The following is a 12,771-nucleotide window of genomic DNA, read 5'->3' as shown; positions in this document are numbered from 1 at the left end:
CGGACATGGCGGACCCGGCGGAGGGCACGGGGGAGGACACGTCGGCGGACACGGCGGGGGACACGGCGGCGCGGGAGCGGCTGCGCAGATGGCGGCTCGTGCTCGGCGGCGACGCGGGCGACGGCACCGGCCACGCGCTGTCCGGACAGGACGCCGCGATGGACGGGGCGCTCACCGCGCTCTACGGCAAGGAGGACAGGGCGCAGGCGGGCCGGGAGCGTTCGGCGGGCCTGGGGGCATCGGCGCCGTCGGTGGCCCGTTGGCTCGGGGACATCCGGACCTACTTCCCCACCTCCGTCGTCCAGGTCATGCAGCGGGACGCCATCGACCGGCTCGGGCTGGGCACGCTGCTGCTGGAGCCGGAGATGCTGGAGGCGGTCGAGGCCGACGTCCACCTCGTCGGCACCCTGCTGTCGCTCGACCAGGCCATGCCCGACACCACGAAGGAGACGGCCCGGGCCGTCGTGCGCGAGGTCGTCCGGGACCTGGAGGAGCGGATCGCCACCCGCACCCGGGCCACGCTCACCGGCGCTCTCGACCGCAGCGCCCGCGTCAGCCGGCCGCGCCACCACGACATCGACTGGAACCGCACGATCGCGGCCAACCTCAAGCACTACCTCCCCGAACACCGCACGGTCGTGCCCGAGCGGCTGATCGGATACGGGCGCGCCTCCCGGTCCGTGCGCAAGGAGGTCGTCCTGTGCGTCGACCAGTCGGGGTCGATGGCCGCGTCCGTCGTGTACGCGTCGGTGTTCGGGGCGGTGCTCGCCTCCATGCGGTCGATCGACACGCGGCTCGTCGTCTTCGACACGGCGGTCGCCGACCTCACCGAGCGGCTCGACGACCCCGTCGACGTGCTCTTCGGCACCCGGCTGGGCGGCGGTACGGACATCAACCGGGCGCTCGCGTACTGCCAGTCGCGGATCACCCGGCCGGCGGAGACGGTGGTCGTACTGATCAGCGACCTCTACGAAGGGGGCATACGCGACGAGATGCTCAAGCGGGTGGCGGCGATGCGGGCGTCGGGCGTGCAGTTCGTGGCGCTGCTCGCGCTGTCCGACGAGGGGGCGCCGGCCTACGACAGGGAGCACGCGGCGGCGCTCGCCGCGCTGGGCGCGCCGGCCTTCGCCTGCACGCCCGATCTGTTCCCGGAGGTGATGGCGGCGGCGATCGAGAAGCGGCCGTTGCCGATACCGGAGGCCGGGTGACGGGGGCGCAGCCCCACCGGTGAAACCGGACATGGCAGCCCATCGGTGACGGCGGGCTTGCGCGGGCCGAGGAGGCGCGTGCGAGGATCGGCGCCGTTCGATGCGGGCCCCGTGCAGCGTCCGCACTCGTCCCGTCGTCCGGGAGGAATCCCGTTGTGACCCGGTCCCCGGCCGTGCTGCCCGGTGCCGCCCCGCGCGCGATGCGCGTCGCGGCCGGTCGGCGTGCGGTCCGGCTGGCGCTGCTGGTGGGCGCGGTGTTCGTGCTCGGTGTGCTGTGGGGTGAGCGGGCGCAGGCGGCGGACGGCTCCGCGGGGCGGACGGTCCTGGGGACGTTTCCGGGACCGGGCGCTTCGTCCAGCTCGGCTGCTCCCGGGTCGCTCACCGGCGCCCTCGCCGGGTCGCGCCCGGAAGAGGCCGACCCGATCGGTCCGCTGGCGGGGACGGTGGTCCGGTCAGCCGACCGGCGGGTCGCGCGCCCGGCCGGTGAGCCGGTGGCCACGGCGGCCGAAGGCGCAGCCGGGACAGCCGTGAGGCCCCCCGCTCCGCCCACCCCACGACCCCCCGCACCGCCGCGGGCTCTCCCTGCGCCGCCGGACCCGCCCGTGTCGCCGGTCCCCCCCTGAGCTGCCACACCTGCCCGAGCCGTCGCCCCAGCCTGCGCCGCAGGACCTGCCTGTGCTGTCGGGCCTGCCTGTGTTGTTGGGCTCTCCTGTGCCGCGCTACCTGCCCGAGCCGTCGGGCGCTCCTGTGCGGTCAGACCTGCCCGAGCCGTCGGGCGCTCCTGTGCGGTCAGACCTGCCCGAGCCGTCGAGCCTCCCCGTGCGGTCGGGCCGTTATGCGCTGCCGGACGTGCCTGAGCTGTCGGGCCCTCCCGCGCCGCAAAACCCGCCCGAGCCGTGGGACCCTCCTGTGCTGTCAGACCTGCCCGAGCTGTCGAGCCTCTCCGCGTTGTCGGGCTTGTCCATGCGGTCGGGCCGTTCTGCGCTACCGGAACCGCCTGCGCTGCCGAGCCTGCCTGTGCTGCCGCCCGGCCTCTCCGTGCTGGCGGACCTGCCTGCGCTGCCGGGCCTTGCCGCGCTGTTGCCCCTCGCGCTTCCTGACCTTCCGGCGCACGCCCTTCCCGTGCCGGGTCCGCCCGGTCGTCCGGGGCAGCCGTCGTCCCCGTCGCCCGGCGGCCCCGGCGTGGGCTCCCCTGATGCGCCCGGCATCCCGACCGCGCGGAACGGGCCGGGCGGCGGGATCGCAGGCCCCGCTTCCCACGGCCCGCCGTTCACCGGCGCCGGCAGCGCGGCGACGTACTACGGCGGCCTCGGTGCGCCGGGGGCCGACCGCACTCACAGCGGTCACCGAGACGGCGCCCCCGCCCTGGACGCCGGCGGCGTACGCACCGGCCCCGTCCTCGGCCCCCGCGCCCCCGCCGACGGCCCCGCCGACGGCGCGCCGGACAGCCGGTCGGCGGCGGACCAGGGCACACCGCGGCACGCCGACGCCGCTGCCGTCCCGGCGTTCCACCGGCCCGCCACCGGCCTCGTACCCGGCGTCGCCGTGCGCGCCGAGGCGGGCGGGACCCGTGACCGGTGCCGGGAGGTCCCGGTCCCACCGGCTTAGGGCAGGCCCCTCCGTCGCCACGGCGTGAGCAGGCGTGCCCGCGCGGACCTCCCCCACCCCGGCCGGAACGGCCGGGCCGGACCGCCCGCCTGGCGCCCCACCCCACCTGACTCACGAGTAACAAGGACTCCGCGGGGCATCAGGACCCGGACAGCCGAAAGCCGTCGGCTCGTCCGGGCGCGACCTCACGGAGGACGGCCGGTTCCCATTGGGGTGGGGGCCGGTCGTCCCACAGCCTCGGAAGCCGGGCATCCCAGCTCCTTCCGGGTTGTTCACAGGGCCTCACCGGGTCAACCCCAGCCCGGTGAGGCCCCTCACCTCCGGCACGCCGTGCCAGGGACGGCGGCATCATGTGACAGGTATCACCGCTCACGTGTGACCCGCGATTTAGAGACGTCACCCAACCGGCGATAGCCTGCGAGATGGACATGCCGCGCGCTCGGACACCGTGTGCGCCTCCCTTGTGACACAGCGGACGTCACGTTGCCCATCGCGGCACGCCCACGCATCCAACGAACCGCGAGATCACTGATAGGGACGGAAGCGCGTGGACCTGTTCGAGTACCAGGCGAGGGACCTCTTCGCCAAGCACGATGTACCGGTGCTGGCCGGTGAAGTCATCGACACGCCTGAGGCGGCCCGCGCAGCCACTGAGCGTCTCGGTGGCAAGTCCGTCGTCAAGGCCCAGGTGAAGGTCGGCGGCCGGGGCAAGGCCGGCGGCGTCAAGCTCGCCGCGACCCCCGACGAGGCCGTCGCCCGCGCGACGGACATCCTCGGCATGGACATCAAGGGCCACACGGTCCACAAGGTGATGATCGCCGAGACGGCCCCGGAGATCGTGGAGGAGTACTACGTCTCCTTCCTCCTCGACCGTGCCAACCGCACCTTCCTCTCCATCGCCTCCGTCGAGGGCGGCATGGACATCGAGGAGGTGGCGGCCACCCGCCCGGAGGCCGTCGCCAAGACGCCGGTCGACGCCAACGAGGGCGTGACCCCGGCCAAGGCCCGCGAGATCGTCGAGGCCGCGAACTTCCCGGCCGAGGTCGCCGACAAGGTCGCCGACGTGCTGGTCACCCTGTGGAAGACCTTCGTCGCCGAGGACGCGCTCCTCGTCGAGGTCAACCCGCTGGCCAAGGTCGCCTCCGGTGACGTCATCGCCCTGGACGGCAAGGTCTCCCTGGACGAGAACGCCGAGTTCCGCCAGCCGGAGCACGAGGCCCTGCAGGACAAGGCCTCGGCCAACCCGCTCGAGGCGGCCGCCAAGGAGAAGAACCTCAACTACGTCAAGCTCGACGGTGAGGTCGGCATCATCGGCAACGGCGCGGGTCTCGTCATGAGCACCCTGGACGTCGTCGCCTACGCCGGTGAGGCGCACGGCGGCGTCAAGCCCGCCAACTTCCTCGACATCGGTGGCGGCGCCTCCGCCGCCGTCATGGCGAACGGCCTGGAGATCATCCTCGGCGACCCGGACGTCAAGTCCGTCTTCGTCAACGTCTTCGGTGGCATCACCGCCTGCGACGAGGTCGCCAACGGCATCGTGCAGGCGCTGCAGCTGCTCGCGGACAAGGGCGAGGAAGTCACCAAGCCCCTCGTCGTCCGCCTCGACGGCAACAACGCCGAGCTGGGTCGCAAGATCCTCTCCGACGCCAACCACCCGCTGGTGCAGCGCGTGGACACCATGGACGGCGCGGCCGACAAGGCCGCCGAGCTCGCGGCTGCGAAGTAAGGGACGAGGGACACCACAGCCATGGCTATCTTCCTCAACAAGGACTCCAAGGTCATCGTCCAGGGCATGACCGGTGCCACGGGCATGAAGCACACCAAGCTCATGCTGGCCGACGGCACGAACATCGTCGGCGGTGTGAACCCGCGCAAGGCCGGCACGTCCGTCGACATCGACGGCAACGAGATCCCGGTCTTCGGCACGGTCGCCGAGGCGATGGAGAAGACGGGCGCCAACGTCTCCGTCCTCTTCGTCCCGCCGGCCTTCGCCAAGGCCGCCGTCGTCGAGGCCATCGACGCCGAGATCCCGCTCGCGGTCGTCATCACCGAGGGCATCGCGGTGCACGACTCCGCCGCCTTCTACGCCTACGCGGTGGAGAAGGGCAACAAGACCCGGATCATCGGCCCGAACTGCCCGGGTCTGATCACCCCCGGTCAGTCGAACGCCGGCATCATCCCGGGCGACATCACCAAGCCGGGCCGTATCGGCCTGGTCTCGAAGTCCGGCACGCTGACGTACCAGATGATGTACGAGCTGCGGGACATCGGCTTCTCCTCGGCCGTGGGCATCGGTGGCGACCCGGTCATCGGCACCACGCACATCGACGCGCTCGCCGCGTTCGAGGCCGACCCCGACACCGACCTGATCGTGATGATCGGTGAGATCGGCGGCGACGCCGAGGAGCGGGCCGCGGCCTTCATCAAGGAGAACGTGAAGAAGCCGGTCGTCGGCTACGTCGCGGGCTTCACCGCGCCCGAGGGCAAGACCATGGGCCACGCCGGCGCCATCGTCTCCGGCTCCTCCGGCACGGCCGCCGCGAAGAAGGAGGCCCTCGAGGCCGCCGGCGTCAAGGTCGGCAAGACGCCGACCGAGACGGCGAAGCTGGCGCGCGCGATCCTCGCCGGCTGAGTCACCGGCGCGGCACACCGCGTACGAGTGGGCCCGTTCCACCCACCGGGGGACGGGCCCACCGTCGTCTCCGCGTCGATGTCGCCGAGTCACCGGCGCGGCCCATCGTCGTCTCCGCGTCGATGTCGCCGAGCCACCGGCGCGGCCCGCCGCCGACTCCGCGTCCGATGCGCCGTTCCCCGGCTCACCGCGCCTGCGGCAGCACCCGTTGCGGGCCCCGCGGCAGCTCCTCGCGGAGGCGGTCCCGCAGTTCGCGCTGTTTCTCCGACAGGGGACCGGGCGCCACCCGGGGCGGGACGCCCCGGACGGTCTCGCCCGGCGGCACCGGCGGCTCGTAGCGGGTGGGTGCCGTGTGCAGGGTGAGGGCCGTGGTGCCGATCAGGGCGACCGTGAAGGCGATGGCGGCCCGGGTCCAGAAACGGGCCCGGCGCTCGCTGCCGCCGCGCACCTCCGGCGGTTCCGCCGCGCGCAGCCGTCCGGTGGAGGCCAGCTCGGTCAGCCGGTGGTGCAGCTCCCGCGGATCCGACAGCTCCGGCAGCCGGGCGGCGACGGTCTCTCGCGCGTACGTCAGCCGGCCGGCCGCCGCCCGGGTGCTGGCCTCCGTCTCCGCCGCCGTCTCCGGCAGGCCGAGACCGATCCCGTCGTACAGCAGCAGCGTGCGGCGGTACGGCGGCGGCAGGCGCCGCAGTGCCTCCAGGAGCGCGCGGTCGTCGTCATCGGGCGGCGGGGGCTCCGGCTTCCGGTATCGGCGGCGGAACCGGTGCCACGGGGAGAGCGCCCATTCGTGCGCCGCCGCACGCACCCAGCCGGCCGGATCCGGGTCGCGGGCCACCTCCGGCCAGCGGTCCCAGGCCCGCTGGAAGGCCCGCTCCACCGACTCGCGGGCGAGATCGCAGCGGCCGCCGAGCAGATACGTCTGCCGGACGAGGGCGGGGGCGCAGTAGGAGTACAGCGCGTCGAAGGCCTGAGCCGGCGTCAGCCCGCGGAACGCCTCCTCCGGAGCCGGGACCGCGGGGGGCGCCTGCGCGAACGCCGACGGCTCCGGTACGACGACCGCGGCCGGCCCGCCACCGCCCGGCCGGTCCGGACACACCGTCACCACCGCCGTCCCCACCCCCTGCCGACGACCCGGTACGCGGTCCCCGGCCGTGTTCCCGGCCTCGTCCCCGACTGCTCCGGACGCGTCCGGCGGCTCGGTCAGGCCGGCCAGCAGCGTGGCGTACGCCTCCCGGTTCCGGCCGCGTGGTGTGCTGCGCCCGGACTCCCACGAACGCACCGTTTCGGGCCGTACGCCCACACGCGCGGCGAGCTGAGCCCGCGTCAGCGCGCCCGCCTCGCGCAGGCGTCGGCGTTCCTTGGGCGGGGGGAGCGGGGTGGCGGGGCTCCCTGTCACCGGACACCCTTCCGTGCGAAAAAGTACATAAACGTATATTGAGCGACACAGCCGGGCTTCGCCCGTTACACCGGGAAAGCGCGTGTCGTTGGGAGCATGGCGGGCGTGACGCAGATGACCGCCCGCCGTTCGACACCGGCCGCCCTGCTCGCCCGGCTGCGTGACCGCTCGCCGGGGCTGGCCTCCGGTCTCCTCGGCGGCGCCCTCGCGGCCGGACTCGGGCTCGCGGCGTTCACCGTGTTGGTGATGCTGCTCTGGGTCAGCTCGCCGTACCCGGACAGCGGACCCGGCGGCGCCCTGCACATCGCGGCGGCCCTGTGGCTGCTGGCGCACGGCGCCGAACTCGTCCGCACCGACACCCTCTCCGGCGTCCCCGCACCGATGGGCCTGACCCCGCTGCTGCTGCTCGCCCTCCCGGTGTGGCTGCTGCACCGCGCGGCCCGTGACGCCGCCGACGGGGACGCGGGCGACGAGGCCCCGCTGGTCCCCGGCCGTACGGCGCTGGCCGGCGTCGTCCTCGGCTACCTGGCCGTCGGCGCGCCCACCGCGTACTACGCCGCCGGAGGTGCGCTGCGCCCCGTGTGGGCGGGGACGGCGGTGTGCCTGCCCCTGGTCGCCGTACTGGCCGCCGGGGCGGGAGTGTGGTCCGCGTACGGCCGTCCGAGCGGGCCGCTGGAGCGCGTGCTGGGGCGGGTGCTGCCCAGAAGTCTGCGCCATCTGGTCCTCGGGCCGGACGGCCGCCCCGGTGTCGCGGCACGCGCGGCGGCGGCCGGGGCGGCGGTGCTGGCCGGCGGCGGGGCGCTGCTGCTGGCGGTGTCGCTGGCCTGGCACGGCGGGGAGACCCGGAAGGCGTTCCTGGGGCTGACCGAGGGCTGGTCGGGATGGGTGGCCGTACTGCTGCTCTGCCTCACGCTGGCGCCGAACGCCGCCGTATGGGCCGCGGCCTACGCCCTCGGCCCCGGTTTCCTCCTCGGCGACGGCACCACGGTGACCCCGCTCGCCTCCGCACCCGCCTCGCTGCTGCCGCCGTTCCCGCTGCTCGCCGCGGTGCCGGACGCGGGAGCGGGAACGCCGTGGAACTGGGCGGCCGGGGTGGTACCGCTGACGGCCGGGGCGGTGACGGGGTGGTTCGTGGGCCGGGGCGCCACGGTCGGCGGACGGGCCCCGGCCCCCGTCTGGACGGCCGGCCGGACCGCCGGCGCGGCGCTCCTGGCCGGTGCGCTCTGCGCGGCCCTGCTGTCCGTCCTCGCCGCCCTCGCGGGCGGCCCGCTGGGCGTGGCCGCGCTCTCCCGGTTCGGCCCGGTCTGGTGGCAGGTGGGGGCGGCGACCCTGCTGTGGCTCGGCACGACGGCGGTCGCGACGTCACTGGCGGTACGGGCCTGGCGCGCCCGCCCGCTCCCCGGCGACCCCGTGGGACGCGTCCCGGGGCTCGGCGACCGGCTCGGGCGTCCCCCGCGCCCCCGCCGCACGGGCGGCGGACGGTTCCGGAGCCCGCGCCCCGGCGCCGGAGCTGGAGAGGAACGGACGGGGAAGGACATGCCCCGGCACTCCGTCGGATCCCCGACGCCGGACGACGACGACCGGGACGAGCCGTACCTGTTCCTCGACTTCGACGCCCCGGACCATCCCGCGACTGAGGCTGCGCCGGGCCGAGACCGGACGCACGACCGAGGCGCGACGGCCTCGCGGCCGTGCCCCGGTCCCGGGCACTCCGTCGGATCCCCGATGCCGGACGACGACGACCGGGACGAGCCGTACCTGTTCCTCGACCTCGACGCCCTGGACCATTCACGCGACCGCGACTGACACTGCACCGGGCCTGGGCACGGGACCTGGGCGCGACCGACAGAACCGCGAGCCCAGCCCCAGCCCTCAGTGCTCGGCCCGAGCCAGAGTCCCCGGGCGTTCAAGTCCGAGTCCTCGGCCGCTCGCGCCCGGGCCGCCCGGGGTTCGTGCCCGAGCCGCGGCACCGCAGCTTCCGTCTGCTCGGAGTTCCGGTCGCCCCGGCACCCGCACGGGAGACCGACTCCCTCACCGCCCGCCGGGAGGACCGGACCGGGCCGCCCGAGCCGCCCCGGTCTGCTCCGCCTACCGGCCCCGCGCCGCCGGGACCGTCACTCGCCCTCGCCCAGCAGGCCGCGGAGTTCCTCCGGCAGGAGGTCGCTGCAGCCCTGGCGCGCCTCCTGGGTGAGGGCGTCACTCGTACACGTGTAGTAGTCGCTGTAGACCATCTGGGCCACGAAGGACGCGGCGACCAGGGCGAGTGCCAGGGAGGCCGTGACCAGACCGCTCACCGCGGCCGTGGTCTGCGGGCGGCCCTTCTGCTCGGGCGCCGGGGCGTCCGGGTCCTGGGCGCGGGGCTTCGCGCGCAGGGCGCTGATGGCCCAGTACAGGGCGAGCGCACCCAGCAGCAGCGCCACGTACGGCCAGTTGAAGAGAGCGAAGAAGAAGGCCCACATGCCGGACAGCAGCGCGTACCGCGCCCTGCGCTGGGCCGGGTCCGTGGGGTCCCAGCGGGGACCGGGCGTCTGAGGGCCGCCGCCCTGCCCCTCGGGGCCGCGCGGACGGTCCCCGAAGCCGCCGGAGGAACGGCCGGGCTGGCGGTCGCTCCAGTTCCGGCCCCAGGGAGAACGGCCGCCCTCCCCGCCCGAGGGGTGCCTCGGCTGCCATGGCCGGTCGGGAGTCCCCTCCGGCGGCGGCGCGAACGGATTGTCCTCCTGGGAACCCCCGGTGCCCTGGGCGCCGCGCTCGTCGTCACCGCCCCCGCCCCGCGGAGTGTCGGGCGGAGAGGTGGGGCGCTCCCGCAGCAGCATGCCGCCACGCTCCCCTCCCTGGGCCGACTGCTGGGAGAACGTGAGGAATCGCAGGCTGCGGTCCGGCATCAAGTGAGCGTCTTCCCCTTAATGAAGCACGGCGTGGTCCGGCGCGGCCGCCTCGCACGACGTATTCGACTACGACTGAGCTGTGAGCTGGTGCGTTCCCGTCAGCTCTGCGCGGCCCGGGTCCGTCCTCCTGTGAACGCTCGGTGCGCGGCCGGCGTTCCCGCGCGCCTCCGGCGATCCAGTACCGGCTTTCCCGGACCGGCTCGTCCCAGACGCTACCTTCCGGCCGCGCCCCCGTCCCGTGGGGGCCGCCCGGTGTGCCGGTATCGTTGCTGACGGTCGGCCGCTTCGTAGGCTTCCCCGTATCCGGGGGCCCGAAGCATTCGTATGAATGTACAAAGCGCTGTGCCGCCGGCCGTACAGACGCTCCCCGAGAAAGGGCCCCACCGTGGCCGCCAAGCCCGTGGCCGAGCGCGCCAGGCGTCTCGTCGTGCTGGTCTCCGGATCAGGCACCAATCTGCAGGCGCTCCTCGACGAGATCGCCGCCACCGGCGCGGAGGCGTACGGAGCCGAGATCGTGGCCGTCGGCGCCGACCGTGAGGGCATCGAGGGGCTCGCCCGCGCGGAGCGCGCCGGGCTGCCGGTCTTCGTGTGCAAGGTCCGGGACCACGCGACCCGGGAGGAGTGGGACGCGGCGCTCGCCGAGGCCGTCGCCGCGTACGAGCCCGACCTCGTGGTCTCCGCCGGGTTCATGAAGATCGTGGGGAAGGAGTTCCTCGCGCGCTTCGGCGGGCGGTTCGTCAACACCCACCCCGCCCTGTTGCCCAGTTTCCCCGGAGCCCACGGTGTGCGGGACGCGCTCGCGTACGGCGCCAAGGTCACCGGCTGCACCGTCCACTTCGTCGACGACGGCGTCGACACCGGTCCGATCATCGCGCAGGGCGTGGTGGAGGTCCGGGACGAGGACGACGAGAGCGCTCTGCACGAGCGCATCAAGGAAGTCGAGCGAAGGCTGCTCGTCGAGGTCGTGGGGCTCCTCGCCCGCAACGGCTATCGCATTGAGGGACGAAAGGTAGTTATCCAGTGACCGCCGAGAGCAACAAGCGGGCCATCCGACGGGCGCTCGTCTCCGTCTACGACAAGACCGGCCTCGAGGACCTCGCGCGGGGGCTGCACGAGGCCGGTGTGGAGCTCGTCTCCACCGGCTCCACCGCCGCGAAGATCGCCGCCGCGGGCGTCCCCGTCACCAAGGTCGAGGAGCTCACCGGCTTCCCCGAGTGCCTGGACGGCCGGGTCAAGACCCTGCACCCCAAGGTCCACGCCGGCATCCTCGCCGACCTGCGTCTGGCCGACCACCAGCAGCAGCTCAAGGACCTCGGTGTCGAGCCGTTCGACCTGGTCGTCGTGAACCTCTACCCGTTCCGCGAGACCGTCGCCTCCGGCGCGACGCCCGACGAGTGCGTGGAGCAGATCGACATCGGCGGCCCGTCCATGGTGCGTGCCGCAGCCAAGAACCACCCGTCCGTCGCGGTCGTGACCAGCCCGGCGCGTTACGCCGACGTCCTCACGGCCGTCCGCGACGGCGGCTTCGACCTCGCCACCCGCAAGCGGCTCGCCGCGGAGGCCTTCCAGCACACGGCCGCGTACGACGTGGCGGTGGCCTCCTGGTTCGCCTCCGAGTACGCCCCGGACGACGCTGCGGCCGACGGCGGCTCCGCCGCGGGCCGGTTCCCCGACTTCCTCGGTGCCACCTGGGAGCGCAAGAACACCCTGCGCTACGGCGAGAACCCGCACCAGCCCGCGGCGCTCTACGTCTCCGGGACGGGCGGTCTCGCAGAGGCCGAGCAGCTGCACGGCAAGGAGATGTCCTACAACAACTACACGGACACCGACGCCGCCCTGCGTGCCGCCTACGACCACGACGCCCCCGCCGTCGCGATCATCAAGCACGCCAACCCGTGCGGCATCGCGGTCGGCGCGGACGTCGCCGAGGCGCACCGCAAGGCGCACGCCTGCGACCCGCTCTCGGCGTTCGGCGGCGTGATCGCCGTCAACCGGCCGGTGTCGAAGGAGATGGCCGAGCAGGTCGCGGAGATCTTCACCGAGGTCATCGTCGCGCCGGACTACGAGGAGGGCGCCCTCGACGCCCTCACCAAGAAGAAGAACATCCGCGTCCTGCGCGCCCCCGGGGCCCCGGCCGCGCCCGTCGAGGTCAAGCCGATCGACGGCGGCGTGCTCCTCCAGGTCGCCGACCGTCTCCAGGCCGAGGGCGACGACCCGGCCACCTGGACGCTGGCCGCCGGCGAGGCGCTGAGCGCATCCGAACTCGCCGACCTCGCCTTCGCCTGGAAGGCCTGCCGCGCGGTGAAGTCCAACGCGATCCTGCTCGCCAAGGACGGCGCCTCCGTGGGCGTCGGCATGGGCCAGGTCAACCGCGTCGACTCCGCGAAGCTGGCGGTGGAGCGGGCCGGCGCCGAGCGCGCGGCCGGTTCCTACGCCGCCTCGGACGCGTTCTTCCCCTTCCCCGACGGCCTGGAGATCCTCACCGGGGCCGGTGTGAAGGCCGTGGTCCAGCCCGGCGGTTCGGTCCGCGACGAACTGGTCGTCGAGGCCGCGAAGAAGGCGGGCGTGACGATGTACTTCACCGGCACCCGGCACTTCTTCCACTGACGGCCCGTCCGCCCATCCACGGGGACGGGCGGACGCAGCCCCCTACTGGCCGGCCTCGTACTGGCCGACCTCGAGGAAGTGCCGCAGCTCCTCGGGCGTACCGTCGATGACCTCCTCGGCCGCCGCGCGGAGCGCGTCGCTGATGTCCGGGTCGGCCAGCATGCGGGCGACGGTGACGCGGTCGTCCTCGGCCCGGGCGAGGCGGTAGCCGGTTTCGAGGAAGGCGCGGGCGGCTTCGGGGGTGCCCGCGTCGAGGGCTTCGGTGGCTTCCCGCTTGACGCCCTTGCCGGAGTCGGGGTCGGCGAGTATGCGGAAGATGGCGACCTGGTCGTCTTCGAACCGGGCGAGGCGGTAGCCGGTTTCGAGGAAGGCGCGGGCGGCTTCGGGGGTGCCCGCGTCGAGGGCTTCGGTGGCTTCCCGCTTGACGCCCTTGCCGGA

Annotated in this window: 10 protein-coding genes; 7 read left to right on the top strand and 3 right to left on the bottom strand. The window is 74.0% G+C overall.

Features of this window, described 5'->3' with window-relative positions; genetic code table 11:
• Window positions 1-5 precede the first annotated feature (5 nt).
• From ACZ434_RS05875 to sucD, 4 genes are all read left to right on the top strand, one after another.
• Window positions 6-1,208: a VWA domain-containing protein gene (locus ACZ434_RS05875; protein WP_468452245.1), complete on the top strand. Its 1,203-nt coding sequence runs from the start codon at window positions 6-8 to the stop codon at window positions 1,206-1,208.
• 1,182 nt (window positions 1,209-2,390) lie between these two features.
• Window positions 2,391-2,816 (top strand): hypothetical protein, encoded by a 426-nt coding sequence (locus ACZ434_RS05870; RefSeq protein ID WP_468452243.1) that lies wholly within the window; start codon window positions 2,391-2,393, stop codon window positions 2,814-2,816.
• A 547-nt stretch (window positions 2,817-3,363) separates the two neighbouring features.
• Window positions 3,364-4,542 carry an ADP-forming succinate--CoA ligase subunit beta gene (gene sucC, locus ACZ434_RS05865; RefSeq protein WP_468452241.1) on the top strand — a complete coding sequence of 393 codons (1,179 nt, stop codon included), beginning with the start codon at window positions 3,364-3,366 and terminating at the stop codon, window positions 4,540-4,542.
• Window positions 4,543-4,563: 21 nt separating this feature from the next.
• Window positions 4,564-5,448, top strand: coding sequence for a succinate--CoA ligase subunit alpha (gene sucD / locus ACZ434_RS05860; RefSeq protein WP_030871259.1), 885 nt, complete (start codon window positions 4,564-4,566; stop codon window positions 5,446-5,448).
• A 184-nt stretch (window positions 5,449-5,632) separates the two neighbouring features.
• On the opposite strand, the gene ACZ434_RS05855 is transcribed toward sucD, so the two are convergent.
• On the bottom strand, window positions 5,633-6,841 hold the full coding sequence (locus ACZ434_RS05855; RefSeq protein ID WP_468452238.1) for a helix-turn-helix domain-containing protein: 1,209 nt from the start codon (window positions 6,839-6,841) through the stop codon (window positions 5,633-5,635).
• A gap of 96 nt (window positions 6,842-6,937) precedes the next feature.
• Here ACZ434_RS05855 and ACZ434_RS05850 point away from each other — a divergent pair, with 96 nt between their 5' ends.
• Window positions 6,938-8,647: a cell division protein PerM gene (locus ACZ434_RS05850; protein ID WP_468452236.1), complete on the top strand. Its 1,710-nt coding sequence runs from the start codon at window positions 6,938-6,940 to the stop codon at window positions 8,645-8,647.
• Between the two features lie 308 nt (window positions 8,648-8,955).
• On the opposite strand, the gene ACZ434_RS05845 is transcribed toward ACZ434_RS05850, so the two are convergent.
• The gene (locus ACZ434_RS05845) at window positions 8,956-9,723 is read right to left on the bottom strand and encodes a hypothetical protein (RefSeq protein WP_468452234.1); all 768 of its coding nucleotides are present in this window, start codon (window positions 9,721-9,723) and stop codon (window positions 8,956-8,958) included.
• A 388-nt stretch (window positions 9,724-10,111) separates the two neighbouring features.
• Here ACZ434_RS05845 and purN point away from each other — a divergent pair, with 388 nt between their 5' ends.
• Together purN and purH are read left to right on the top strand one after the other, a co-directional pair.
• Window positions 10,112-10,750 (top strand): phosphoribosylglycinamide formyltransferase, encoded by a 639-nt coding sequence (purN, locus tag ACZ434_RS05840; RefSeq protein ID WP_468452232.1) that lies wholly within the window; start codon window positions 10,112-10,114, stop codon window positions 10,748-10,750.
• The gene (purH, locus tag ACZ434_RS05835) at window positions 10,747-12,333 is read left to right on the top strand and encodes a bifunctional phosphoribosylaminoimidazolecarboxamide formyltransferase/IMP cyclohydrolase (protein WP_468452230.1); all 1,587 of its coding nucleotides are present in this window, start codon (window positions 10,747-10,749) and stop codon (window positions 12,331-12,333) included. Before purN ends, purH begins: the two co-directional genes overlap by 4 nt.
• Window positions 12,334-12,375: 42 nt before the next feature.
• On the opposite strand, the gene ACZ434_RS05830 is transcribed toward purH, so the two are convergent.
• Window positions 12,376-12,771 (bottom strand): ALF repeat-containing protein (locus ACZ434_RS05830; RefSeq protein WP_468452228.1); only part of this gene is annotated, 396 nt, incomplete at its 5' end.

It is taken from the genome of Streptomyces sp. NPDC030893, from assembly GCF_055571535.1.
Note: the sequence above shows the minus strand (reverse complement) of the source record. Positions and strands in the feature narration are given on the sequence as shown.

What these genes read in the sequence shown, in the direction of transcription:
- ACZ434_RS05850 (WP_468452236.1), top strand. Translation starts at nt 6,938, where the DNA reads ATGGCGGGCGTGACGCAGATGACCGCCCGCCGTTCGACACCGGCCGCC.
- ACZ434_RS05845 (WP_468452234.1), bottom strand. Translation starts at nt 9,723, where the DNA reads ATGCCGGACCGCAGCCTGCGATTCCTCACGTTCTCCCAGCAGTCGGCC.
- ACZ434_RS05875 (WP_468452245.1), top strand. Translation starts at nt 6, where the DNA reads ATGGCGGACCCGGCGGAGGGCACGGGGGAGGACACGTCGGCGGACACG.
- sucD (WP_030871259.1), top strand. Translation starts at nt 4,564, where the DNA reads ATGGCTATCTTCCTCAACAAGGACTCCAAGGTCATCGTCCAGGGCATG.